Consider the following 24,089-nt stretch of genomic DNA (forward strand, 5'->3'; position numbering starts at 1 on the left):
CCGCTGATCAGTAGTCGATGACCCTCTCGGCGACCTGCTCGCTGAACCCGCCCTCCGGGCCGGTGCCGAAGATCGTCACCGTGTGCCGACCGGAGGGCGCGGTCAGATCGATTTCTCCCGTCCAGCTGCCGTCGGCGCCGAGGGTCGCCGTCACCCCGGTGCTCCGGCCGTCGACGACGATCAGGATCACCGACCCGGCGATCCCGCTGATCGTGGCGGTGGCGATCGGAGGGCATCCGCTGGACCCCGCGGTCGTCAGCGCGATATCGGCCCACCACGCGGGAGCCCGCGTGAGGAAGGTCTTCGGCGCCGGGTCCACCGGATCCACCGGATCCGGTGCGGCAACCGGAGCGCTCTCGGCTCGGTCTTCCGGTTCTTCCGCGGGCGCCGGTGGGGAGACCTCGGCGATCGGAGCCGGGAGCTGACCGCTCGCACCGTCGACGGTCGGGGCGGTGTCGCTCGGTGCGACGTCGTTCGGGGCATCCGCGGAGGGGAGCGTGCCGGCCTCGAGTGGCGCGGGATCGGTCATCGGAGGGAGAGGCTGCGGGGATGCCGTCGCCGGCGGCACGGCGGCTGCCGTCACGTGCACGGCGGCATCCGGTTCTGCCGGGATCCGCAGGAGCAGACCCCCGCTGACGGAGACGGCGACGGCCACGGCGGCTGCGACGGGCCAGACCAGGGGAACGGCGAGGCCTGTGGCGGCCGCCGCCTGGCCCGCCCCGAAGTATGCGGGCGCGATGACCAGTCCGGCGCCGCCGACGAGAAGCGGGCCCAGGGTGATGGCGCGCGCCAGGTGCCGGGCTTCACCGGCCGCCGCGCGGCAGTCCGCGCACGACGCGAGATGCTCGGCGACGACCTTCTGCGGTCGAGGGCCCAGGCCGCCCTGCGCGTAGCCGCCGAGCAGCTCGATGACCCGGGCGTGGTCGGATCCCTCAGGTGCACGACGCAGCTGCGCGGTGATCCACGCCTTGCGGAGCCCGTCCCTGGCGCGGTAGGTCAGGGCTGCCACCGCGTTCGCCCGCAGTCCGAGCACCTGGGCGATCTGACGCGGAGGAAGCCTCTCGACCTCGCTCAGCCAGAGCGCATGCTGCCACCGCTCGGGCAGAGCGCAGAACGCCTCGCTGAGTGCCGTGGAGTCCACCATCGCCTCGACGTCGATCGTTCCGATGTCTGACGGGGGGTCGTCGACCAGCTCGATCGGCACTGTCGAGGGGGCGCGACGGGCAGCCGTCAGCCAGGTGTTGCGCACCGCCGTCAGCAGGTACGGCCGGAATCGCTCTTCCGGACCGCCGCCCCCGCGCACCACCTGAAGGATGCTCAGGAAGGCGTCGGAGACGACATCCTCCGGGTCAGGCGGGGCGGCCCCCAGGCTCCGGGCATAGGCCACGGCTGTCGGCGCGTGCCGACGCCAGAGTTCGGAGAATGCGCGTCGATCGCCGTCGCGACTGCGCTGGAGCAGGACGGCATCAGGGAGAGCGTCGGCGTCTTCGGTGCCGGCCATCGATCCTCGTGCTTCCTGCGGTGGTTTCGTCCGCGCATCTCTGTCGGAGACCCGCGCGAATACTGTATACCGCGGGGTCCGCCCCCACGCGGATATGACATCCACCGACAAGATCGCGGGTGGGATCCCTGGGAACAGGATCCCACCCGCAGGCCGCTCGGTGTGAGGGGTGCGCGGCCGGCGACGGAGCGAGTCAATATCCCCAAAGACTCGGCCCTCCGTCATAGGCAAGACTTCGCGGCGGACGATTCATGACGCGAGTCCAGAAGATCCGCGGCGACGTTCTTTCCGCTCAGCGGATGGCGTACACCGCGCTGCCGACGATCACGGCGACGACGGTCGTCCAGCCGATGATCGCAAGGGCCTGCCAGAACAGCACACGGGCCTTGTTCACGCCGGCGGCGGCGAGCATCGTGGCGGTGAAGTGCGTCGGGAGCAGCAGCGGGCCGAGCAGGCTGACGCCGGGGACGCCGTAGCGCTCGAACGCGCGCTGGAACTTGTCCCGACGTGCCGCCTTGCGATCGCTCTCCGCGGTCTGGACGGCGGTCTCGGTCACCGTCCCGCCGTTCGCGACGGCGGTCTCCCCGGCTCGTGTCCGGTTCAGGATGGCGCTGCGCGCCCCGGAGCTCGCCAGCACCAGCACAGCGACGCACACGAAGTTGCCGACCATCGCGGCGATCGCGGCGACCACGGGAGGGATGCCGCCGATGATCCCGATGCTGGCCGCGCCCTCTCCCTCGATGAAGGGGATCGCGCCGGCGAGGGCGACGATGAGCGGCTGCACGAGGTCGGGGACCTGGGCGACCCAGTTCTGGAAGATCTCGATGAGGTTCATGGGGTGCTCCCGGTGATCGGTGCGAACGGCGTCTCCGTCGCGATGATCCCAGTCCAGCGTTCCTGCGCCGCGCGCGACAGTGCCGGCTCGTCACCGCTTTCCGGGTGGAACGCACGCCGTATCCGTGACATGTGTCACGCCCGTATCGTGTTGAACGTGAGCAGCCGCACCGAGCCCCTCGCCCCCGCTCCGTCGAGCCCGGGGGCCGTATCCCTGACGCGCGGTGTCACCGCCACCTGGTGGTACACGCTGACGGCCGTGCTCTTCATCGAGGTGATGCTGATCGGCGCCTGGACGGGGATCGTCGCGGCGACCGATTTCGGCGGCTCCGTCGTGCTGGTGGTCGCGGTCGGCGGTCTGCTCTGGTGCGCCTCCACCCTGCTGCTGCTGTTCGACTACCGGCACCGCATCGACGCCGGTCCGGGCGTGCCGTGGAAGCGGCTGATCGTGCCGTTCGCGGTCGCCGTGGCGTTCGGCGCCGTCGCCGGCTCGCTCACCGGAAGCTGGCAGCTCGCCGCGATGCCTCTCGCGCAGTCGGTGGTGCTGTTGAACTGGCCGCGCGGGGTCCGCTTCCGTGTCGTCGTGGCGGCCACCCTGCTGCTGGTCGCGCTCGCCTTCCTCGACTCGGCGACCCATTCGCTGGGCGCGGGCGTGCCCTCCTGGCTGCCCGGCGCCTACGCGGCACTGCTGCCGTCGATGACCGTGAGCTCCCTGTGGTTCTGGGATGTGATGGTCACGCTCGACCGCGCTCGCGCCTCCGAGTCGCGACTGGCGGCGACCCAGGAGCGGCTGCGGGTCGCCACCGATGTTCATGACCTGCAGGGACATCACCTCCAGGTCATCGCGCTGCAGCTCGAGCTGGCCGAGCGGCTGCTGCCCAGGGATCCGGATGCCGGCATGGAGCAGCTCCGCGCCGCACGGGTGAGCGTGGACGAGGCTCGTCAGGGGACCAGGGATCTCGCGACGCGATATCGCTCCGTGCCCTTGAGCGACGAGCTCGCCAACGCGCGCGACCTCCTGCGCGCCGCCGGCCTCGAGGTGGAGGCCGTGATCGATGCGGATGCTGCCGGGGCCCCGGCATCCGCTCTCGGTCCGGTCATCCGCGAGACGACGACGAACGTGCTGCGGCACGGCGGAGGGCGCCGTGCGCGTCTCGTGCTGACCAGGGATCCGGATGCCTGGCGCTACGAGATCGCGAACGACGTCGTGACCGGTGCCGACGTCCGGAGTGACGGGCCGGGAGGGTCGGGGTTGGACGGCATCCGCCGCCGGATCGAAGAGGCGCACGGCACTCTCGACGTGCGCGCCGAAGCGGACGAGTTCGCCGTCGTGGTGACGGTGCCGTCGACGGTCGAGGCACGCGGATGATCCGGGTGCTGCTCGCCGACGACGAGGGGATGATCCGATCCGCGCTCGCCGCCCTGCTGCGGTTGGAGGACGACATCGAGGTCGTCGCGGAGTGCGCCGACGGCGAGCAGGCCGTCGCCGAGGCCCTGCGTCTGGAACCGGACGTGTGCCTGCTCGACCTCGAGATGCCGGGGCTCGACGGCGTGCAGGTCGCCGAGCGGCTGAACAGGGCGATCGCGACGCGGTGCGTCGTCGTCACACGTCACGCGCGGCCCGGGGTGCTGCGCCGCGCGCTGGCCTCCGGCGTCGCCGGATTCCTGCCCAAGTCGCGGGGGGCCGACGAGGTCGCGGCCGTCATCCGCCGGGTGGCGGCCGGCGCGCGGTACGTCGATCCGGAGATCGCCGCCGACGCCCTCAGCGACGAGCGCTCGCCGCTCACCGATCGCGAGCTCGACGTGCTGCGTGCGGGGCGACGAGGCGAGACCACCGGGCAGATCGCCCGCGCGCTCGCCCTCGCGCCGGGAACCGTGCGCAACCACATCTCGGTGATCCTCGGCAAGCTGTCGGTCGGCACCCGGCAGCAGGCGGTGCTTATCGCCGAGGAACGGGGCTGGATCTGACTGGATCCGCTCACCCGGGCGCGGCTAGGCTGTCGGCCATGGGAACAATATTCTTCGCGCCCGTGATGGGGCGCACCCTCGTGTTCCGCGACCGCCGCGCCTGACGGCGCGCTCGCTCCTCGCACGCATCTGCGCGCCGTCCACTGAGATGTCATCGCACCTCGGGACGGGCAGTTCCTCTCGACGCGTCTCCGCGTCTCTCCCTCCTCCGAGGTGCTCCGATCCTTCTTCTGGAGCGCACTCATGCCTCGTTCACTGCATGGCGGCCGTCACGAACTCGGCCAGAACTTCCTCGTCCACCGTCCGACTCTCGGGCGCATCACCGGCCTGGTCCGTCGCACCTCGGGCTCGATCCTCGAACTCGGGGCCGGCGACGGCGTCCTCACCCGCTCACTCGCGGACCTCGGCCGACCGCTGACCGCGATCGACATCGATGAGCATCGGGTCCGTCGGCTGCGGCATTCCCTGCCCGGCGTCCGCGTCGAAGCGGCCGATGCGACGCGGCATCCGCTGACCGCCGACGTCGTCGTCGGCAACATCCCGTTCCATCTGACGACGCCCATCCTGCGCCGCCTGCTGTCGAGCGGGCAGTGGCGGCACGCGGTCCTGCTCACCCAGTGGGAGGTGGCACGCAAGCGAGCCGGCGTCGGCGGCGGCACGATGATGACCGCGCAGTCGGCGCCGTGGTTCGAGTTCACGCTCGAGGGGCGCGTGCCCGCGTGGGGGTTCTCGCCGCAGCCGAGCGTCGACGGCGGTCTGCTCTCGATCTCGCGTCGCGGCTCGCCGCTCGTGCCGATCGGGGAACGCCGCGCCTACGAGCTGTTCGTCCGGTCGATGTTCACGGCCCGAGGAGGAACGCTCGACGCGGTCGTCGCGACGGCGGGTCGGGTGTCGAGGTCGCGAGCACGGAAGGCGCTCGCCGCCGCGGGTGCCTCGGCTCCGCGTCTGCCGCGCGATCTGCGCCCCGAGCAGTGGGCGGGGCTCTGGCAGCAGCTCGGGCGACCGGACTGACGCGCGAAGGTGCGCCCCGGAACCGTCCGGGGCGCACCTGGCGCGCTGTCAGAGCCCGGCCAGCACCGCACGCACGCGCTCGGCGAACTCCGCGGGGTGGTCCACGAAGCCCGTGTGGTCGCCGGGGAACCGGGTCGGCTCCACATCGAGCAGCCCGCCCAGCGCCGTCGTGGTGCGCTCGCACAGCTGGTCGACCGACTCCTCGCCGATGCCGAGCACCACGCGCACGTCCGTGCGACGGAGCGCGTCGACGTCGGGCTGCCAGCCCACGCTGCCCCGGTACTCGCGCTCGAACCAGAAGCGCTCGTCCGCGAGGCTCTGCGGATCGGCATCCCCACCGAACCACTGCACGAGCACCTCCTCCGGCAGGGCGATGTTCGCCTGGTCGAAGAACATCCGCCAGGCGCCGAGCCGATCTCCGGCGAGCGCCCGCGCGATCAGGTCATCGGCTGTCTGCAACTGCGCCGCGTGGTCGGGGAGCAGACGGAGCAGTGGCGGCTCGTGCGCGATCACGACGTCGACGAGCTCCGGGCGGTCCTGTGCGAGGGCGAGGACGGTCACGGCGCCGCCGCTCGAGCCCAGCACTGTCGCCGGTCCTCGATCGATCTTCTCGATCAGTGCGGCGAGATCCGCCGCCCGCACCTCCGGACTCGAGTCGAGCGACGGATCCGCCACGGTGCTGCGCTTGATCCCGCGCGGGTCGGCGGTGAGCACGGTGTGGTCGGATGCCAGCTCGTCGGCGAAGGGTGCGAACGCGTCGGCATCCATCGGGGATCCGATGAGGGCGATCAGCGGGCCCTCGCCGCGCACCTCGTAGTGAAGGCGGGCGTCGGGGCGATCCAGGCTCGCGGTGGTGTTCATGGGTTTCTCCTTCTGTCGGTCAGGGCGTCTCAGGAACAGCGACGGATGGGGGCGTCGTCGAGGACGACGACGGGCGGATGCCGCGGCCGCGGCTGATGACGCCGGGGGCGGTGATCGCGACGAGGAGGGCGAGCGCGGCCGGCAGCAGCAGCGCGAGCGACAGGGACAGGCCCGCGGCGAGGAGCCCGATGAGCGCCGGACCGACGAGCCCGCCGCTGTAGCCGATCATGGTGACGACCGAGAGCCTCCGGGCCGTCTCGCCGCGTTCCGCGAGCGTGCCGATCACGATCGGCCAGATCAGCGCCGTCCCTGCTCCCGCGAGGGCCCAGCCGAGGAGGGCCGTGGCGACGGCGAGCGGTCTGCTCGGCAGAAGGCCCGAGATCAGCACCGCCGCGTAGCCGATCACGGCGAGGCTGCTCGTGACGCGGACCGTGCGCAGGGGGCCCAGCCGGAGACGCAGCGCGTCTCCGGAGAACCTCATCACGGTCATCGTGGCGAAGAAGACGCCATAGATGAGCGACCCGATCGCCGGGTCCGCGCCGAGGATGCGGGTGGCGTGCACGCCCGACCAGTCCGTGGCCGCTCCCTCGGTGAGGAACGCGGCGGCGCCGAGCACTCCCAGCGCGATGAGGTGTGCGCGCCCGAGTGCGGGGCCGCCGGCATCCGACGCTTTCGCGACGTGGCTGTCGACCGTCGCTCTGGAGGCCTCGCGAGGGGATTCCGGCACGGCGCGCATCCGCGCCCCCAGGAGAGCGGATGCCGCCACGACGAGGCCGGCCGCCCCGGAGATCGCGAGGCGGCTGTCGACGCCGGCGTGGAGCACCGCCGCCAGGAGCACGCCGCCGCCCGCGGCGCCGAGCGTCCAGAAGCCGTGCATGCGGGCGATCACCGGACGTCCCATCGCGCACTCCACGGCCATCGCCTCGGTGCTGAGCGCGATGTTCGTCGCGCCGCAGCCGACTCCGAAGGCGGCGGCTGCGAGCAGCAGCACCGGGAGTGAGGGGGAGAGGCCCGCCACGATGAGAGACGCTGCGGCGCACGGCAGCGCGACCGCCAGCATGCGTCCGGACGGACCGGCGAACCGGCCGGCGGCGCGCATGGACAGCAGGGCGGAACCGGCGACGACGAGCAGCATCGCGCCGAGCGCGGCGGGGCCGAGGTCGAGGCGGGCGTCGAGGGCGGGAAGCCCGGCGCCCCACACGGCCGTCATCAGACCGGTCAGCGCGTGGCCGTTCGTGATGAGGAGGTGGCGGGAGCGGAGCGTGTCCATGGCTCCAGGGTGGCCCCGGCGACCGTGTCGACTCCAACACCCATTCCCGCCGGATTGACGCGTTCCTGTTGTGAATCGGCTATAACGGGAGCATGGCCGATGAGCTCGAGCTGCGCCTGTTGCGGCACTTCGTCACGGTGGCGGAAGAGCTGCACTTCCGACGCGCCGCCGAGCGGCTCTTCATCGCCCAGCAAGCCCTGAGTCGCGACATCCGGCGGCTCGAGGACCGCGTCGGCACCTCGCTGCTGCGTCGCTCCACGCGCAGCGTCGACCTGACGGACGCGGGGCGCCGGCTGCTGCCTCGCGCGAGAGAGATCCTCGCGCTGCATGACCTCGCCCTGCGCGAGCTGCGCGAGGACGAGCCGCTGGTCGTCGACGTGGTGGATCCCGATCTGACCCCGGCGCGCGTGCTCGACGCGGTGCGCGGTCGCGCGCCGGAGCAGGAGTACGTCGCGCGATTCGGGAGGACCGGCGATGCACGCGCGAACGCCGATGTCGTCTTCGATCGCGTGAGCCGCCCCTCCCCGGACGTGGCATCGCAGCTCGTGCGCCTAGAACCCCTCGCCGTGCTCGTCCTGGAAGGGGATCCGCTGGCGGACCAGGATGCCGTGGCGTTCGAGGACCTCCGCGGCACGCGTGTCTGTTCGCGCGCCGGGGGCCATGTGACCGACGGATGGATCGACGCGACGGCTCAACTGCTCGCGCCGTTCGGCATCGATCCGGCGATCGGGCACCCGGTGGTGGCTGGTGGGGAAGAACTCGCCCAGCATCTGAGCCTGCGCGGTGCCCCGATCCTGACCCTCGTCTCGCAGCCGGCCGTCGACGGCGCCGTGCTCCTGCCGGTCGTCGATCCGATCCCGATCTTCCCGTGGGCGATGACCTGGCGGCGCGACCTCGATCACCCGGCGCTCGCCGACCTGCGGGCGGCGGCAGCGGAGCTCTCCGCCATCAACGGGTGGCTCGAAGCGCCCGCCGGCGCGTGGTTGCCTTCGCCCGAGAGCCGGTCGGCCGGATGACCTGGATGACCTCGTCACTGCGAGCACGACGCGTCCCCGGCCGGGAGTAGCCTCGGCACATGCCCACGTTCGGAACGCTCGCCACTCCCGTCGGAGTGATCGGCGTGATCAGCGACCGCACGTCCATCACCCGGCTGGGGTGGCGGGCTCCGGCCCCGGTCGACGCGGATCCGTCTCCTGATCCGCTGCTCGACGAAGCGCTCGCGCAGCTGCGCGCGTACTTCGCCGGCGATCTGACCGCATTCGATCTGCCGATCGATCTCGGCGTGCAGACCGCGGCGACGCAGGCCGTGCTCACCGCGCTCCACGAGACCGTGGGCTACGGCACGCCCGTCACGTACGGCGAGCTCGCGGCGCGGAGCGGAACGGCTGTGCCGGCTCGCGGGATCGGCTCGATCATGGGCGCGAATCCGATCCCGATCATCGTGCCCTGTCACCGAGTCGTCGCGGGCGACGGCCTCGGCGGCTACTCCGGCGGAGCCCCGGGGCAAGGACTCGCGACGAAGCGGTGGCTGCTCGAGTTCGAGGGCGCGCTGCCCGCATCGCTGTTCTGATCTCGGCAGCGGGATCCGTCATCCCGTCATCTCCGACCACCGGGGCCTGAGAGAATGGAGGCGCCGAGTCCCGACCCGAGGAGCCACCGTGCCGTTCATCTCCACCCGCGGCGGCATGCAGCCGCAGTCGTTCAGCGAGACGCTGCTGGAGGGACTCGCGCCCGACGGAGGGCTCGCGGTTCCCGAGGTCATGCCGACCGTCGACGGCGAGACGCTGGAGCGCTGGCGGGCGCTGACCTACCCGCAGCTGGCCACCGAGGTGATCGGCCTGTTCGCGACCGACATCCCGCGCGAGGACCTCGCGCGGATGACGGCGGACGCCTATGCGGACTTCCCGGCGGGTGTCGTGCCGCTGCGGGCGATCGACGACGACATCACGCTCGTGGGGCTGTCGGAGGGACCGACCCTCGCATTCAAGGACATGGCGATGCAGTTCCTCGGCCAGGTGCTCGAGTACACGCTGGAGCGCCAGGACTCGGTGCTCAACATCCTCGGCGCCACGTCGGGCGACACGGGCTCTGCCGCCGAGCACGCGCTCCGCGGCAAGGAGCGGGTCGCCGTGTTCATGCTGTCGCCGCAGGGCCGGATGAGCGCGTTCCAGCGTGCGCAGATGTTCTCCCTCGATGACGCGAACGTGCACAACATCGCGGTCGAGGGCGTGTTCGACGACTGCCAGAACCTGGTCAAGCACCTCGCCGGCGACCTGGTCTTCAAGCGCGCACAGCACCTCGGCGCCGTGAACTCCATCAACCTCGCGCGCATCACCGCGCAGGTCGTCTACTACTTCTGGGCCTGGCTCCGCGCGACGGACGCCGGAGGCTGGACCGAGCTCTCGTTCACCGTGCCTTCCGGCAACTTCGGGAACATCCTGTCGGGCTTCTACGCGAAGCAGATGGGGCTGCCCATCCGCCGGCTCGTGCTCGCCGCCAACGAGAACAATGTCCTCGACGAGTTCTTCCGCACCGGCATCTACCGCCCTCGCAACGCCGCCCAGACGCTGGCCACCTCCAGCCCGTCGATGGACATCTCCAAGGCGTCGAACCTCGAGCGGTTCATCTTCGAGCTCGTCGGTCGCGACGCGTCACGCGTCGTGGGCGCCTGGCACGAGCTCGAAGAGCAGGGCTTCTTCGACTTCTCCGCGGAGCTGTCGCGCTTCGTCGACGAGTTCGGCATCGTCAGCGGGACCTCGACCCATGAGGATCGGCTCGCGACGATCCGCTCCGTCTACGAGTCGAGCGGCGAGATCATCGACCCGCACACGGCCGACGGTGTGCGGATCGCACACGAGCACCTCGAGCCGGGAGTGCCCATGCTCGTGCTCGAGACCGCGAAGCCCGAGAAGTTCGCCGAGACGATCCACGAGGCCATCGGCATCGAGCTCGCCTACGCGCCCGAGTTGCGCGCGATGCTCGACGCCCCGCAGCACGTGACCGAGATGGCCGACGACGAGCACGCGCTCCGCGCCTTCATCGAGGAGAACGCGCTCCACTGAGCGCGGCCCACCATCAGGTGGGAATCCGGGTCACTCCGGGTCGCCCTGCAGCATCCAGGCGATGCCGAAGCGATCGACCAGCATGCCGAACGTCCCGCCCCACGGCGGCACGTCCAGCGGCATGGTGATCGTGGCGCCGTCGGACAGCTTGTCCCAGACCTGCTGCGTGACCTGCTGCGTGTTGCCGCTCAGCGACACCGAGATGCCCTGCGGCTTCTCGTATGTCATGCCCTCGGGAGTGTCGGACGCCATCAGGACCAGGCCGTCGGGCGTGGTCAGCTGGCCGTGCATGACGAGGTCGTGCTGGCTCGGGTCCTGCACCATGTCGGGGAAGTCGCCGAAGACGCTGATGTCGAGCTCGCCGCCGAGCACGCTCTGATAGAACTCCATCGCCTGGCGTGCTTCGGTGCGGAAGGACAGATACGGGTTGAGAGCGGGCATGAACGACTCCAAGGGTGAGCGGGAGGTGTCCGGGTGGGCATCTGTGCCCGTCAGTCTGCGCTCGGAGGCTCCGGTCCGCAAGGGCCCCTCGGGCTCAGGCCGGAAGAGCCCTCACTGCCGCCGCCAGCACCTGCGGCACCGTGGGCACGCCCTCGGCGCGGAAGACCTCCGCACCGGAACCGTCACGGATGATGACGGTCGGAGTGAAGCCGATGTCGAGTGCCTCAGCGGCATCCGGTTCGCGGGCGACGTCGATCTCGGTGACGGTCGCGTCGGGAAGGAAGCGCACGGCGTCGGCGAGCACGGAGCGGGTACGCGCGCACGCGCCGCAGAACGACGACGAGACCAGTGTCAGCTCCATGCGCACCTCGCTTCCAGGACATCGGGTTCGACGGATGCAACCGCCCACCGTCGCCGGGTGTTCCCGGTGACGGCCACGCGAGTCAGAAGTCGGTGCGCTTGACGAGCCCGCGGTTCGTGCGGATATGCTCGTAGTCCCATTGGATGTCGCGGGCCGCCGACAGCCATGCGGCCAGGGCGTCGACGTCGATGTCGTCCACGTCGGTGAAACGCGCTTCCGCGGCCTCGAAGCTGCCGGACGCGGCGAGCCCCTCTGCGCCGAACGACTGGCCGCTCCAGCTGTGCGGGCGGATCCACCCTGCCAAGGGGTCTCAGCGGCTCTCCGGCATCGCCCGCGGATGCAGGAGCCCGGATGCCGCTCCCAGAGCCGCACCGACGACCGTGTCGACGATGCGCTCTCCCGCCACGTCCATCGAGCCGATGTCTCCGGTCGCCGCCCCGGTGAGGAGCAGGACGAGCGGAGTGATGAAGACGAGCGCGAGAGCATAGTGTCGCACGACGACCAGCTCGATCGTGAACTGCAGCGCCGCCAGCAGGAGCGCCAGCCAGACGCCTGACGGATGCAGCAGCGCGAGCACCGCGTAGACGCCCGCTCCGACGACCGTGCCGAGCATGCGGTGCAGTCCGCGTTGGAACGCCGCCTTCCTCGCCGCTGCGACGCCGATGACCGCGACCGCCGACCCGACGATCCAGTACGTGCGTGCGGGATCGATGACGAGTCCGAGGAGCACGCCGACGACGGCGACGATGCCGACGCGCAGCACCAGGATGCGGGAGTCCGCTCCCAGAGAGGGCCCGGGAAGCAGGTCCCGCACAGGTCGGGAGGGCGTCGTGCGAGTGCGCCGCAGCAGCAGGGGTGCCATCGCGACCAGGTACGAGAACGCGCAGCCGGCCGTCAGCGCGGCGATGTAGACGACCGGTGTGATCGCCGAGACGTCGACCACGTGCGCCGAGAGCCCGAAGACCAGCACGAAGAACAGCGGACCCGGCGGGCCGAGACGGAAGCCGAAGGCGAGCGCCGCCGAGGCGACCGCCACGATCACGACACCGGCGCTCACCAGCCACACGTTTCCTGCGAGGAGCACGCCGAACACGGCGCTGAGGAGGAGGCCGGCCGCGACCAGCGGCAGCACCCGTGCGCGGTCGACGGCGGGCGCGGAGCCGAGATACAGCACCGTGAAGGCACCGCTCGCCGCGACATAGCCGAGCGCCGGCTGACCGAGAAGGGTCATCACCGCGATCGGCGCCCCGATGCCCAGCGCGGCCTGCAGTGCGAGCGGCCAGCGCGGGCCTCGTGAAGGGGCGAAGGCGAAGAGGCTCACCCTTCCATTGTCGTCCCCGCTCGGCATCCGTCAGCGCGCGGCGAGCCACTCCTCGAACGTCTGGCGTCCCAGAACGGCATCCGGTCCGGGCAGCGCGTCTCCGGCACGCATGCCCGCCATCTGGGGGCCGGGGACGTTGAGCGCGGGAATCCACCCGCGATGCCCTTCACGGCGCGCATACGAGCGGATCATCTGCGCCAGCTGCTCCTCGCGCGGGCCGGCGAGGTCCCGCACACGCCCCTGCGGCTCTCCGGCGGCGAGGTCGGCGAGCCGCTCGCCGACCTCGCGAGCGGCGATCGGCTGCGTGCGCGCGTTCGGCGCGAGATGCACGGGACCGACCTTCGCCCGCGCGAACATCTGCGCGGCGAACTCGTGGAACTGCGTCGCCCGGAGGATCGTCCAGGGTACGGGCGAGCGCTCCACGACCTTCTCCTGCGCGACCTTGCCCGCGTAGTAGTCGTAGGGGATGCGATCGATCCCGACGATCGACAGCAGCACGATGTGCGCGACGCCGGCGTCCGCGGCCGCCGAGACGAGGTTCCCGGTCGCGGCGGTGAAGAACTCGATGGCCGCGGCGGCCTTGAGGGTCTCGATGCTCGCGACGTCGATCACGGCGTCGACGTGACGCAGAGCCGCATCGAGGCCCGTCCCCGTGACGAGGTCGACGCCGTGGGAACGGGAGAGGACGACGGCCTCGTGGCCTGCGGCTCGCAGCGCCTCGACCGTGTGCCGACCGACGACTCCGGTACCTCCTGCGACCGCGATCCTCATGGGGGATTCTCCTTCTTGCATGCTCATACTCCTCCGACGCGGCAGCCGCGGCGAATGTGAGGCGCGCGCGTGAGACTCGTGTCGACGGATCGTCCGATGGGGGACAGGATAGGAGTCGATGGATGACATCGACGCTCTCGAAGCCGAACGCCGGAACCTCCTCGCTCGCGCGTACCGCATGCTCGGCACCGTCGCCGACGCGGAGGATGCCGTGCAGGAGACGTATGTGCGCTGGTACCGCCTCTCCGACGTGGAGCGCGCGAAGATCGTCAATCCGGCCGCGTGGCTCATGCGCGTCGCGGGCCGCATCTGCCTCGACGTGCTGGGATCGGCCCGCGTGCGACGGGAGAGCTACGTCGGACCGTGGCTTCCCGAACCGCTGCCGCGCAGTTCGCCTCTGGTCGCGACCGCACAGCTCGACCCGCTCGACCGTGTCACCCTCGACGAATCGGTGAGCATGGCGCTGCTGGTGGTGCTCGAATCGCTCACGCCGGCGGAACGCGTCTCGTTCGTGCTGCACGACGTGTTCGGGGTGCCGTTCGCCGAGATCGCCGAGACGGTCGGCAGGAGCCAGGACGCCGTTCGTCAGCTCGCCTCGCAGGGACGACGTCGGGTGCGGGATCGCCGCGAGGGCATGGCCACGCGGGAGCAGCACGACGCGGTGGCGAAGGCGTTCCTCGCGGCGTCCTCGACGGGCGAGTTGCAGCAGCTCATCTCGCTGCTCGACCCCGACGTCGTGCTGCGCTCCGACGGCGGGGGCAAGATGTCTGCGGCGCGTCGCCCGGTGGTCGGCCCCGACCGCGTGGCGCGCTTCCTGCTCGGGATCCCGCGTCTCAATCCGGGGATCGAGCTCAGCGTCACCGAGACCGCCGACGGTATCGCGCTGCTCGCGACGCTGGACGGTCGCACGGATTCCGTGACCTCCTTCGTGGTCGCCGACGGCCGTATCACCGAGATCTTCATCGTGCGGAATCCCGACAAGCTCACGCAGTGGCAGTGATGCGTCGATCGCTACGATGACGACTGTGACGACACCGACCGTGCGCCCCGGCATCGACGACCGCCTCTCCCAGATGATCCGGCTCCCGACCGTCTCGGCCGAGCTCGAGGAGCGCGGCGCCGGGCCGTTCGAGGAATTCGTCGCTCTGCTGGCGGAACTCTATCCGCTCACCCACGAGAGGCTGCGGCTGGAACGGCACACGGACTTCGGGCTCCTGTACCACTGGGCAGGACGCGGCGCGGCATCCGACGGGCCCGTGGTGCTGATGGCGCATTACGACGTCGTGCCCGTCGATGAGAGCGACGCCTGGACGCACCCGCCGTTCGCCGGAGTCATCGCCGACGGCTCGGTCCACGGCCGCGGAGCGCTCGATGACAAGGGGCCGCTGATCGTCGTGCTGGAGGCGGTCGAGAACCTGCTCTCCGACGGATTCGTTCCCGCCCGCGACGTGTATCTCTCCTTCGGCGGCAACGAGGAGACGTACGGTCGCGCGGCGGAGGAGATCTCGCGGGTCCTCCGCGACCGCGGGGTCGTGCCGTGGCTCGTGGTCGACGAGGGCGGGGCGGTCGTGGATGCACCGCTGCCCTTCGTGCCGGGGCGTGCGGCGATGATCGGTGTCGGGGAGAAGGGCGTGCTGACGGTGCGGCTGTTGGCTCGCGGTGACGGCGGACACGCCTCCGCCCCGCCCACGCTCACCGCCGTGCGGCGCATCGCCCGCGCCGTCGACCGGCTCGGACCGACCACCTTCCGCCCGCACGCGTCGCGCGCGATCCTCCGGATGCTGACGCAGCTCGCCGCGCAGACTCCGGGCCCGGCGCGCCACCTGCTGCGTCTGCTCGGATCGACGCCGCTGCTGACCGCGAGAGTCTTCGCCGCGCTGGGTGGGGAACCTGCGGCGCTCGTCCGGACGACGGTCGCGCCGACCATGCAATCCGGCGGAACCGCGGCGAACGTGCTTCCTTCCCAGGCCGCAGCGACCCTGAACCTGCGCATCGCGCTGGGCGAGACGACGCAGCAGGCGGTGTTCCGCGTGCGCCGCCGCATCCGGGATCCGCTCATCTCGGTCGAGGTGCTCGAGGCGAGCGAGCCGTCGCCCGAGTCGGCGACCGACAACCCGCAGTTCGCCCTGCTCGCAGAGGCGCTCGCGGTGTCGCATCCGGGCGTCCCTGCGGTGCCGTACGTGATGATGGCGGCGACGGACTCGCGACACTTCCACCGCTTCTCGCCGGCTGTCTACCGCTTCGCTCCGCTGGACATGTCGAACGCGCAGCGCGCCTCGATCCACGGGGTCGACGAGAGCGTCGAGATCGCCGCGCTGGAACGCGGAGAGCGCTTCCATCGCGCGCTCCTCGAACGGCTGCAGTGCCCTTCGACTCGTCGCTCCGCTCCTCGTTCAGTGACCGGCCCCGAAAAGGAACTCTCATGACGCGCAATCGCACGCTGGGCACTCTCGCCGTCGTCGTCGGCTTCCTCGCCTTCGTCGAGTTCACGAGCGGCGTGCTGCAGGGCTACTACACGCCCATGCTCACCGACATCGCCCGTCATCTCGGCATCCACGACGCCGACGTGAACTGGCTCGAGGGCGCGCAGCTCATGCTGTCCGCCCTCGTGGTCCCGGCGTTCGCGAAGCTCGGCGACATGGTCGGCCACAAGCGGATGCTGCTGATCTCGACGGCGCTCACCGCGGCGGCCGCGCTGGTGCTGCCGTTCACCGATTCGTTCGCCGTCTTCCTCGCCGCGTGGGCGCTGATGGGCTTCTACGTCGTCTGGCTCCCGCTGGAGATCGCCCTCATCTGGTCGCGTTCTCGGCGGATGGAGGGGCGTTCGTCGATCACGGCGAAAGCGGCCGGGCTCCTCGTCGCCGCGCTCGAGGGCGGCGCGATCATCGGTGCCCTCGTCGGCGGCGCGCTGATCGATGTCCTTCCGCTCACGGTCGTGCTCCTCGTGCCGGCCGTTCTCATCGTCGTCTGCTTCTTCGTGATCCTCTTCGGCGTGAAAGAATCGCCGGATCCGACCGGGGGAGTGTTCGACACGGTCGGGCTCGTGCTGATCTCCCTCGCGCTGGTCTGCTTCACCGGCGGTCTCAGCCTGCTCCGCCTCGAGGGGGGGCTCGGGAATCCCTGGTCGTGGACCGTCGTCGTCCTGGGGCTGCTGTTGGTGATCCCTTTCGTGCTGTGGGAACTGCGCTCGGACGACCCGCTCATCGACGTGCGCATGTTCCGCTCGCCCGCGCTCGGCCCGGTCTTCCTCACCGCGGGCCTCTTCGGGGTGAGCGTGCTCGGTGCGCAGGCCCCGCTGTCGACCTTCGCCCGCACTGATCCCGACGTGTACGGCTATGGACTCGGGACGACCGGATTCGCGACCTCGCTGATCATCGGGATCTACCTCATCGCCATGATCACGGGTGCGCTGCTCTTCCCGACGATCGCGCGACGTCTGTCGCCGCGGTTGACACTCATGGGCGCCTCCGTGCTCGTCGGGTTCGGGTTCCTGCTGTTTCTGCCCTTCCACCATGAGTATGCGCAGGTCATCACCAACATGGTGGTGGTCGGCCTCGGGTCGGGTGCTCTCGTCGCCGCGCTGCCGGCGGCCGCGGCATCCGCTGCTCCGGCCACGCAGACGGGCGTCGCGACCGGCCTCACCAACTCGGTGAAGACCGTCGGCGGAGCGATCGCGTCGTGCGTCTTCGGCATCGCGCTGCTCAACGGGGTGGCGAGCACGGCGGCCGGCGCCGCCGAGGGCACGGCGGGATCGCTGGCCGGTTACTTCACGGTGTGGCTCGTCTGCGGTGTGACCGCGCTCGCCGCGGCGGTGCTGCTCGTGTTCGTGCCCAAAGCGGCTTTCACCGATCGGTCGGTCGAGACGGAAACGGCGCCGGCCGTCTGAGATCAGCGGCCGCCGCGTCGGCCGTCCTGCCCGAACGTGGCCGGGTCGACCGGCCGTTTCGCCCGCGGGAGGTTCGCCACGACGAGCAGGTACGAATCCGTGACGAGGTCCTCGATCAGCTCAGGATCCAGGTCTCCGGAGGGGTTCACCGTGATCCAGTGCTTCTTGTTCATGTGATAGCCGGGGGTTATCGCGTCGAACTGTTCGCGGAGCGCCTTGCTGTCCTCCGGATCGGCCTTCAGGGTCACCCTCGGATCACCGGCGACATCCATCATCAACAGGAACACCTTGTCCCGCACCTTGAAGACCTCCCATTCGGGTCCGAACGGGTATTCCAAGACGGCACCGGGCAGCTCGTCGACCCGTGCCCGAGCACATTCCTGCAGTTCCTCGCCGTTCACGTGGGCTCCTTCATTCTGGGTCTCTTCACTCTGCCGCAGCGTCGGCGCACGCAGTCAGGCGCGCACGAGGTCGAGCGCTCGCGTGATCTCCGGCCACGCGAGCGCTCCGAGTTCGGCGTCGGCATCGGGTGAGCCCCCGCGCGCCATCGCCTGTCCGCCCACGACAGCGGTCTCGCCGGGCAGCAGGAGACGGTGACCGGCTGCGGGATGGGTGACGATGACGGTGTCGAGGCCGGCGGCCGTGCGCCGGCGCGCGAGGCGGTCGGCGAACGGGACGCTCGGCCACACCTGGTCGTCACCTCCGGCGACGAGGACGAGATCCCCGACGATGTCCTCGGCGCGGATCGTGGCGGCGACGGACAGCTCCGGATGATGCTCGATGCTCGACTCGTACAGCGAGCGGTACGCGGGCGGATCGGTGTCCGCCCGCCAGGACGAGTCGAACGGCATGGCCGGAAGGGGGTTTCCGCCATGCGTCCAATGCGACGACCAGCGGCCGTCTGCGACTCCCGACCAGACGACCGATGAGGGCGAGACAGCGATGGTCGCATCCGTCGGATGCACGGATGCCGTGACGAGTGCGGCCTCGGCGCCGAACGACGTCCCGAAGATCGCCACGCGATCGCTGTCCCGCCGCAGCAGTTCGAGCTGCTCGATGAACAGCTCGATCGGCACCTCGTGCGGCGCGGGCCGCTGCCCGACACCGCCGAACCAGCGGATGGCCCGCACGCGAGCGCCGTGCTGCGCGAGCAGGTCTGCGCGTTCGTTCTCGATGCGTCCGCTGGAGCCGGCGAGCAGCAGCACGGCGGTCCCGGAGGCGCACTCCGGGTGCGCGTCGTGAAGATCGGCCAGGTCGAGCGACCCGCTGTGCAGCGGGGTCATCCGTCGCGGTCGATGCCGAAGGTACGCTTAACGATCGCCTGCACGTCTCGGTCGAGTCCGTCGATGCGGGTGTTCACGGCATCGAACCGTGCGTTCATCTCGTTGCGGAGCCCGCCGATCTGCCCGTTCATCTCGTTGCGGAGCCCGCCGATCTGGCCGTTCATCTCGTTGCGGAGTCCGCCGATCTCGGTCCGGAGGATGCGGACGAACAGCGTGGAGACGACCGTGAGGGTGCCGAACATCAGCGCGGTGAACGAGCCGATCATGGTCCAGATCTGCGCGTCGTTCATGAATCCCATCTCCTCATCGTGGCATCGATCCGGCAAGCCTGCCAGAGCTCGCGGGCGAACATATCGGTTCCCCACGAAACGCGGACAACGCTTCTCCACCCGTGTCTGTGGAGGAGATGCGAGAGGCCGGGCGGTGGGTGTCCACCGCCCGCCCCCTCGTCTCAGTCGCCCTTCACGTTGACGAGCTGCCGCAGCGTGTGCCGGATCGATACGAGGCTCGCGGCATCCGCCATCACCTGGTCGATGGGCTTGTACGCCTGCGGGATCTCATCGATGAAGGCGTCCGTGTCACGGAACTCGATCCCCGCCATCGCCTCCCGCAGCTGCTCGTGCGTGAACGTCTTCCGTGCCGTCGACCGGGAGAAGTTCCGGCCGGCGCCGTGCGGCGAGGAGTTCAGCGACTGCGGGTCGCCGAGTCCCTCGACCACGTACGAGGCCGTGCCCATCGAGCCGGGGATGAGCCCGGGCCGACCGGCATCCGCCTGGATAGCGCCCTTCCGAGACACCCACACCTGCTTGCCGTCGTGCTTCTCCGACTCGGTGAAGTTGTGATGGCAGTTGATCCGCTCCTGCTCGTCGACCGGCGTGCCGAGGAACTCCGACACCTGCCGCACGACGCGGTCCATCATCTCCGCCCGGTTCAGCAGCGCGAAGTGCTGGGCCCACCGCAGCTCCCGGATGTACCGGGTGAACTCCGGGGTCCCCTCGACCAGGTACGCCAGGTCGGGGTCCGGGAGGTCGATCCACCACTGCTTCGCGAGCCGCTGCGCGACCGAGATGTGCTTCATGGCGATCTTGTTCCCGACGCCGCGCGAACCCGAGTGCAGGAACAGCCAGACCCGGTCGAGTTCGTCGGCCGAGACCTCGATGAAGTGGTTGCCCGAGCCGAGCGTGCCCAACTGCAGCCGCCAGTTCCCGGCGTACTGCGCGGGGTCGAACCCGTTGTTCTCGGCCAGCGCCTCGAGCTCCGCGATGCGGGGCGCGGCGGTCGCGACGATCTTGTTGTTGTACCGGCCGGCCGAGAGCGGGATGGCGCGCTCGATCTGCTCCCGGAGTTCGGCGAGGTCGCGACCGTCGAGGTCGCTCTTCGTGAAGTGGGTGCGGACGGCGATCATGCCGCAGCCGATGTCGACGCCGACCGCGGCAGGGATGATCGCCCCGAGCGTCGGGATGACCGACCCGACCGTCGCGCCCTTTCCGAGGTGCGCATCCGGCATCAGTGCCAGGTGCGGGTGGATGAACGGCATGCGTGCCGTGGTGTGCGCCTGCGCGAGTGTCTTCTCGTCGATCAGCGACGCCCACGACAGCAGCCGTGCGGAGAGCCTCTCCATGATTCCTTTCCTTGTGGTGATGTCCAGCCACAGGTCAGGGGTCTCTCCAACGGAAAACGCCCCGGACCTGACGGTACGAGGCGTGAGAGCAGCGGATGCTGTCAGACGGCGCGCGCCGGAGGGTACGACTCGTAGCGGTCGTTGCGCTTCGGCTGAAGCGCCTCGACCGCGGCGAAGGGGAGTTTCCGCAGGGCGGTCATCCGTCGTCTCCTCGGCTGGCGTGCTGCGCCGGTCGGCACAGCTTTCCGAGAATAGGGGGCGACACGCCCGGGCGTCAAGCCGGATCGCGCGGAGGGTTGTACATGAATTCGATGCGGATGCCGTCGGCGTCTTCGATGAACGAGGCGTAGTACCGGTCGCTGTAGCGCGGGTACTCCTTGGGCTCGCGCACCGCGGTCCATCCGGCGTCGAGCGCGACCGCGTGGAGGCGGTCGACGTCGGCAGGGGATTCCATCGCCCAGGCGAGATGCTGCCATCCGACGCGGCCGTGCCGGTGCGGGGTGCTGTCCTCGTCCCACACGTAGAGGATGATCTCGGTCTCATCGCCGTTGTTCCACGAGATCGAGTGATCGTCCTCCCCGCCGCTCTGATAGCCGAGCGCCGCGAGGACCGGATGGAACTGCGCGCGCCCCCGTTCGAGATCGGCGACGGTGATACCCAGATGATCGAGGAGAGCCATGGGGCCAGTCTTGCAGGGGCGACGGACGTCGCACCAGAGCGGCGCTCAGAGCTCGATGCCGTGGTCCTCGTCGTTGACGCCGGCGTTGTTCCCGCGCCGCGACTCGTAGCCGAGGAACCAGCCGAGCCAGACGATCGCCGCGAGCAGGATGCCGAGCCAGACGTTCTGGAAGATCAGGCCGATGACGACACCGACGACGAGCAGACCGGCGGTGACGGAGACGCGGAGCGCGGTGCGGGACATGACCTCAGCCTAGATCTTCGCTGGCGGGGAGCGGGCAGCTCAGCGGCCGCGATGGTTCTCGGGTGCGAGGCGCGGGCCGCGGCGGGGCTCCTTCACTCCGCTGGCGTAGATCAGCCGGATGACGCGCTGGCGGTGCCCCGCCCAGGGCGCGAGGAGCTCGAGCATGCCGTCGTCGTCCGTGCGCGTGCCGGTGAGCACGTAGCCCACCTCGTGAGCCAGGTGGTAGTCGCCCACGCTGACGGCATCCGGGTCGCCGAGCGCGCGGATGCGGGTCTCGGCCGAGGTCCACACGCCGATCCCGGGGAGGCTCGTGAGCACGCGGTCGCGGTCGATTCCCGTCGATGCCGCGCGCACCGCGCGCTCGATGCTGTCGCCACGGGAGGCGGCGCGCACGAGTGTCTTGGACTGCGGCGGCTCGACGGCCGCGCGGTGCCAGGACCACGACGGGATCGTGCGCCAGACGGATGCCGCGGGCGGCGCGAACATCGGGCGAGGGGTGGGGCCGGGTGCGCGCTCGCCGAAGCGCGATACCAGGAAGCGCCAGGCGCCGAAGGCCTGCATCGCGGTGACCTTCTGCTCGAGGATGGAACCGGCGAGGGCGTCGAACACCTCGTCGGTGCGGGCGAGGCGGATGCCGGGGTTGCGACGGGCGACTTCGGCGATGAGCGGATGCCCCGAGGCGTCGAACCCCTCGGCGTCGTCGCTCGCGCCGCACAGGTCGGGCACCCGGTCGAGCGCCTCGGCGGCTCCGGGCCCCCAGGCGGTCGCGCGGACTTCGTCGCCGATCGCGCGCATCGCGAGAGTCGCGGCTCCGAGCGGAGTGCGCACGGCCCGCCAGATCACCCGGGCGTCGATGACCGTCGTCGGATCGGTTCCCCCACGCCGCAGCACGCCGACGGTGCGACCGAAGTCGAGGTCGTGCCGAGGCCGGTAGACGGTCTCGTGCGCGGCACCCGACCCTGCGGCGGATGCCGCTGCGGGATCGGCTGTGAGGGTCATGCGCCCACCCTACGCGGCGGCGCCGACAACGCTGCCGGGGTCGTGCTCAGAAGCGGTCGGGCGAAGGCGTGCCGTGGCCGTAGCGGATGACGACGTCGGCGTGCCGGTCGAAGCGGTAGCCGATGCCCCGCACGGTGCGCACGATGTCCTCGTAACGGCCGAGCTTGGCGCGCAGGCGGCGCACGTGCACGTCGATGGTGCGCTCGCCGGGGGTCTCGTCGTCCTGCGCCTGCCAGAGGGCGGACACGAGCTCGGAGCGCTCGATGGTGCGGCCCTCGCGCAGCACGAGGTACTGCAGCAGCTCGAACTCCTTGTAGGTGAAGGCGGCGGACTCGCCGTCGATGAGGACGCGCTTGCGGGAGATGTCGACCGTGACGCCCGTCTCCTCCTCGACGGTGTCCTCTTCGGCGGCGGCCTTGGTGCGGGCGATCGCGCCGGGCTCCTGCAGTGCGAGGCGCACGACGTCGAGGTCGCGCCCGCCGGAGCCGTGCGGGGCGAGAGCCACCGTGGCGTGGGTCTCGGCGCCCGGCGCGAGCTCCGCGAGCGTGCGGCGCAGGGCGTCGACGAGGAGCGGGAGGCTCACGCCGGCTTCGGCGGCCTTGATCTCGTCGAGTCCGACGTAGAGGGCGAAGCCGCGGGGCGAGCGGACGGCGGGAAGATCGGCGGCGCCGTTCAGCGAAGCGGCCTCGGACTGCGGGCGGGCGGTGCGGGTCTGGGCTGCGGTGGCGGGACGCTCGAGAAGTGCGATGTTCGACATGATGATGAAGTCCTCAGGACGTGAGCCGGAGAGCGGCTCTGATGTGTTGCGAATGACCGGCGGAGCCGGGAAACGAGCAAGGGTGGATGCTCGGTGACTCTGACCTCGCAGATGGCGAAGGATCAGGTCAGGCGGGGTGGCTGTTCGTTCAGCGACACATTCGGCAACACATGCCAACGCGACCGGGCATCATCATCCCGGCAGTCCCGTTCGCCTCCTGGGCGGACAAAGGGCGTGCGTTGGTGGTCATGGGGGGATTATGTCCGATCGTGTCGCCTCGTGTCAAAACGGGCTCTGTGCGCATGAGCGGGCGTAACGTTGCTCGAATGACGATCTCGACCACGATCGGCGGGTTCATCCTGACCGACGAGAAGGATGAATCGCGCTACACCCTGATGCGTGACGGGCGACTGGTGAGCGTGCTCGACTACCGCGACGACGGCAGCACCGTCGCATTGACGAGAGCGTTCACGATCCCGACTTTCCGCGGTCACGGGTACGCGGGGAAGGTCGTCGAGGGCGCCGTCGCCGACATCGAGGCGCGCGGGGATCGCAAGGTCGACGCGGTCTGCTGGTACGTCGCGGACTGGTTCGCGGCCCACCCCGATCGCGCTCACCTCCTGCGCACGCGCTGACGCGCGCGATTGTTTCGTTCTGTTACGCGGTCGGCCTGACAGGATGAAGCCATGAAACTCGCCGAGGCCCTCACCGCCCGAGCCGATCTGCAGCGCCGCATCGAGCAGCTCCGCGCTCGCATCACCGCCAACGCCCGGTACCAGGAGGGCGAGGAGCCGGCGGAGGATGCCGCCGCCCTGATCATCGAAGCGGATGCCGCTCTCGCGCAGCTGCGCGACCTGATCCGCCGCATCAACGCGACGAACACGCGGCTGAGCCTCGGCGCCGACGGCACCATGACCGATGCGCTCGCCGCCCGCGACGTCCTGCGCCTGCAGCACTCGCTGCTGACGGATGCCGCGGCCGCCGCCTCCGGATCGAACGATCAGTTCCTCCGCCAGATGCGCTCGGAGCTCCGACAGATCTCCGCGCTCCCGGTGGCACAGCTGCGCTCCCGGGCCGATGCGGTCGCGCAGGAGCTGCGCGAGCTCGACAACCGGATCCAGCAGGCGAACTGGACGAGCGACCTGGAGGAGTGAGCGGAAGTCGGTAGTCACGACGAGGCGGGCACAACCCCGGCCGGAGGGGCAATTCCGGCACCTGTT

Annotated in this window: 28 protein-coding genes; 11 read left to right on the plus strand and 17 right to left on the minus strand. The window is 70.4% G+C overall.

Annotated elements, in window-relative coordinates; genetic code table 11:
* Window positions 1–7 precede the first annotated feature (7 nt).
* Together DW306_RS18480 and DW306_RS18485 are read right to left on the minus strand one after the other, a co-directional pair.
* The gene (locus tag DW306_RS18480) at window positions 8–1,501 is read right to left on the minus strand and encodes a sigma-70 family RNA polymerase sigma factor (protein WP_168429378.1); all 1,494 of its coding nucleotides are present in this window, start codon (window positions 1,499–1,501) and stop codon (window positions 8–10) included.
* Between the two features lie 292 nt (window positions 1,502–1,793).
* Window positions 1,794–2,336: a small multidrug efflux protein gene (locus DW306_RS18485; RefSeq protein ID WP_136057041.1), complete on the minus strand. Its 543-nt coding sequence runs from the start codon at window positions 2,334–2,336 to the stop codon at window positions 1,794–1,796.
* Between the two features lie 156 nt (window positions 2,337–2,492).
* Between DW306_RS18485 and DW306_RS18490 the strand changes: the two genes are divergently transcribed.
* The 3 genes from DW306_RS18490 to erm all read left to right on the plus strand — a co-directional run bounded on the left by DW306_RS18490 (window position 2,493) and on the right by erm (window position 5,314).
* Entirely contained in the window at window positions 2,493–3,704 is a 1,212-nt protein-coding gene (locus DW306_RS18490) for a histidine kinase (RefSeq protein WP_240747269.1), read from the plus strand.
* The gene (locus DW306_RS18495) at window positions 3,701–4,303 is read left to right on the plus strand and encodes a response regulator transcription factor (RefSeq protein WP_136057043.1); all 603 of its coding nucleotides are present in this window, start codon (window positions 3,701–3,703) and stop codon (window positions 4,301–4,303) included. Before DW306_RS18490 ends, DW306_RS18495 begins: the two co-directional genes overlap by 4 nt.
* A gap of 243 nt (window positions 4,304–4,546) precedes the next feature.
* A complete protein-coding gene (erm, locus tag DW306_RS18500) occupies window positions 4,547–5,314 on the plus strand; it encodes a 23S ribosomal RNA methyltransferase Erm (RefSeq protein ID WP_136057044.1) in 768 nt (255 codons plus the stop codon).
* 48 nt (window positions 5,315–5,362) lie between these two features.
* Here the strand turns inward: erm and DW306_RS18505 are convergent, their stop codons facing one another.
* Together DW306_RS18505 and DW306_RS18510 are read right to left on the minus strand one after the other, a co-directional pair.
* On the minus strand, window positions 5,363–6,175 hold the full coding sequence (locus tag DW306_RS18505) for an alpha/beta hydrolase (protein ID WP_136057045.1): 813 nt from the start codon (window positions 6,173–6,175) through the stop codon (window positions 5,363–5,365).
* A gap of 19 nt (window positions 6,176–6,194) precedes the next feature.
* Window positions 6,195–7,445, minus strand: coding sequence for a hypothetical protein (locus tag DW306_RS18510; RefSeq protein ID WP_205814209.1), 1,251 nt, complete (start codon window positions 7,443–7,445; stop codon window positions 6,195–6,197).
* A 92-nt stretch (window positions 7,446–7,537) separates the two neighbouring features.
* Here DW306_RS18510 and DW306_RS18515 point away from each other — a divergent pair, with 92 nt between their 5' ends.
* From DW306_RS18515 to thrC, 3 genes are all read left to right on the plus strand, one after another.
* Window positions 7,538–8,461, plus strand: coding sequence for a LysR family transcriptional regulator (locus DW306_RS18515; RefSeq protein ID WP_136057046.1), 924 nt, complete (start codon window positions 7,538–7,540; stop codon window positions 8,459–8,461).
* Between the two features lie 59 nt (window positions 8,462–8,520).
* A complete protein-coding gene (locus tag DW306_RS18520; RefSeq protein WP_136057047.1) occupies window positions 8,521–9,015 on the plus strand; it encodes a methylated-DNA--[protein]-cysteine S-methyltransferase in 495 nt (164 codons plus the stop codon).
* Between the two features lie 88 nt (window positions 9,016–9,103).
* Window positions 9,104–10,507 carry a threonine synthase gene (gene thrC / locus DW306_RS18525; protein WP_136057048.1) on the plus strand — a complete coding sequence of 468 codons (1,404 nt, stop codon included), beginning with the start codon at window positions 9,104–9,106 and terminating at the stop codon, window positions 10,505–10,507.
* Between the two features lie 30 nt (window positions 10,508–10,537).
* Here the strand turns inward: thrC and DW306_RS18530 are convergent, their stop codons facing one another.
* The 5 genes from DW306_RS18530 to DW306_RS18550 form a co-directional block, all read right to left on the minus strand.
* On the minus strand, window positions 10,538–10,948 hold the full coding sequence (locus tag DW306_RS18530) for a VOC family protein (RefSeq protein WP_136057049.1): 411 nt from the start codon (window positions 10,946–10,948) through the stop codon (window positions 10,538–10,540).
* A gap of 94 nt (window positions 10,949–11,042) precedes the next feature.
* Window positions 11,043–11,309 carry a thioredoxin domain-containing protein gene (locus tag DW306_RS18535; protein ID WP_136057050.1) on the minus strand — a complete coding sequence of 89 codons (267 nt, stop codon included), beginning with the start codon at window positions 11,307–11,309 and terminating at the stop codon, window positions 11,043–11,045.
* A gap of 82 nt (window positions 11,310–11,391) precedes the next feature.
* On the minus strand, window positions 11,392–11,613 hold the full coding sequence (locus DW306_RS18540; protein ID WP_136057051.1) for a hypothetical protein: 222 nt from the start codon (window positions 11,611–11,613) through the stop codon (window positions 11,392–11,394).
* 6 nt (window positions 11,614–11,619) lie between these two features.
* Entirely contained in the window at window positions 11,620–12,630 is a 1,011-nt protein-coding gene (locus DW306_RS18545; RefSeq protein WP_240747270.1) for an FUSC family protein, read from the minus strand.
* 30 nt (window positions 12,631–12,660) lie between these two features.
* Window positions 12,661–13,401, minus strand: coding sequence for an NAD(P)H-binding protein (locus DW306_RS18550; RefSeq protein ID WP_136057053.1), 741 nt, complete (start codon window positions 13,399–13,401; stop codon window positions 12,661–12,663).
* Window positions 13,402–13,519: 118 nt separating this feature from the next.
* Here DW306_RS18550 and sigJ point away from each other — a divergent pair, with 118 nt between their 5' ends.
* Genes sigJ through DW306_RS18565 form a run of 3 tightly spaced genes read left to right on the plus strand, consistent with a single transcriptional unit; the run spans window position 13,520 to window position 17,287 of the window.
* Window positions 13,520–14,401 carry an RNA polymerase sigma factor SigJ gene (gene sigJ / locus DW306_RS18555; protein ID WP_136057054.1) on the plus strand — a complete coding sequence of 294 codons (882 nt, stop codon included), beginning with the start codon at window positions 13,520–13,522 and terminating at the stop codon, window positions 14,399–14,401.
* Between the two features lie 16 nt (window positions 14,402–14,417).
* Window positions 14,418–15,827 carry a M20/M25/M40 family metallo-hydrolase gene (locus DW306_RS18560; protein ID WP_136057055.1) on the plus strand — a complete coding sequence of 470 codons (1,410 nt, stop codon included), beginning with the start codon at window positions 14,418–14,420 and terminating at the stop codon, window positions 15,825–15,827.
* A complete protein-coding gene (locus DW306_RS18565; RefSeq protein WP_136057056.1) occupies window positions 15,824–17,287 on the plus strand; it encodes an MFS transporter in 1,464 nt (487 codons plus the stop codon). Before DW306_RS18560 ends, DW306_RS18565 begins: the two co-directional genes overlap by 4 nt.
* A gap of 2 nt (window positions 17,288–17,289) precedes the next feature.
* Here DW306_RS18565 and DW306_RS18570 read toward each other — a convergent pair whose 3' ends face one another.
* From DW306_RS18570 to DW306_RS18605, 8 genes are all read right to left on the minus strand, one after another.
* The gene (locus DW306_RS18570) at window positions 17,290–17,688 is read right to left on the minus strand and encodes an MmcQ/YjbR family DNA-binding protein (protein WP_136057057.1); all 399 of its coding nucleotides are present in this window, start codon (window positions 17,686–17,688) and stop codon (window positions 17,290–17,292) included.
* Window positions 17,689–17,742: 54 nt separating this feature from the next.
* Window positions 17,743–18,570: an acyl-CoA thioester hydrolase/BAAT C-terminal domain-containing protein gene (locus DW306_RS18575; protein WP_205814210.1), complete on the minus strand. Its 828-nt coding sequence runs from the start codon at window positions 18,568–18,570 to the stop codon at window positions 17,743–17,745.
* Window positions 18,567–18,860 carry a hypothetical protein gene (locus tag DW306_RS18580; RefSeq protein ID WP_240747271.1) on the minus strand — a complete coding sequence of 98 codons (294 nt, stop codon included), beginning with the start codon at window positions 18,858–18,860 and terminating at the stop codon, window positions 18,567–18,569. Before DW306_RS18580 ends, DW306_RS18575 begins: the two co-directional genes overlap by 4 nt.
* Before the next feature lie 161 nt (window positions 18,861–19,021).
* The gene (locus DW306_RS18585) at window positions 19,022–20,191 is read right to left on the minus strand and encodes an RtcB family protein (RefSeq protein WP_136057059.1); all 1,170 of its coding nucleotides are present in this window, start codon (window positions 20,189–20,191) and stop codon (window positions 19,022–19,024) included.
* A 274-nt stretch (window positions 20,192–20,465) separates the two neighbouring features.
* Complete coding sequence (locus DW306_RS18590) at window positions 20,466–20,870, minus strand: VOC family protein (protein ID WP_136057060.1); 405 nt, start codon at window positions 20,868–20,870, stop codon at window positions 20,466–20,468.
* A 45-nt stretch (window positions 20,871–20,915) separates the two neighbouring features.
* The gene (locus DW306_RS18595) at window positions 20,916–21,113 is read right to left on the minus strand and encodes a hypothetical protein (protein WP_136057061.1); all 198 of its coding nucleotides are present in this window, start codon (window positions 21,111–21,113) and stop codon (window positions 20,916–20,918) included.
* A gap of 39 nt (window positions 21,114–21,152) precedes the next feature.
* Window positions 21,153–22,112, minus strand: coding sequence for a DNA-3-methyladenine glycosylase 2 family protein (locus tag DW306_RS18600; RefSeq protein WP_136057062.1), 960 nt, complete (start codon window positions 22,110–22,112; stop codon window positions 21,153–21,155).
* Window positions 22,113–22,158: 46 nt separating this feature from the next.
* Window positions 22,159–22,869, minus strand: a complete 711-nt coding sequence (locus tag DW306_RS18605; RefSeq protein ID WP_136057063.1) for a winged helix-turn-helix domain-containing protein — start codon at window positions 22,867–22,869, stop codon at window positions 22,159–22,161.
* Window positions 22,870–23,195: 326 nt separating this feature from the next.
* Here DW306_RS18605 and DW306_RS18610 point away from each other — a divergent pair, with 326 nt between their 5' ends.
* Window positions 23,196–23,504 carry a GNAT family N-acetyltransferase gene (locus DW306_RS18610; protein WP_136057064.1) on the plus strand — a complete coding sequence of 103 codons (309 nt, stop codon included), beginning with the start codon at window positions 23,196–23,198 and terminating at the stop codon, window positions 23,502–23,504.
* A 51-nt stretch (window positions 23,505–23,555) separates the two neighbouring features.
* Entirely contained in the window at window positions 23,556–24,023 is a 468-nt protein-coding gene (locus DW306_RS18615) for a DIP1984 family protein (protein WP_136057065.1), read from the plus strand.
* Window positions 24,024–24,089 lie beyond the last annotated feature (66 nt).

Origin of the sequence: Microbacterium sp. K24 (genome assembly GCF_004794465.1) — a bacterium.
Lineage (GTDB): Bacteria > Actinomycetota > Actinomycetes > Actinomycetales > Microbacteriaceae > Microbacterium.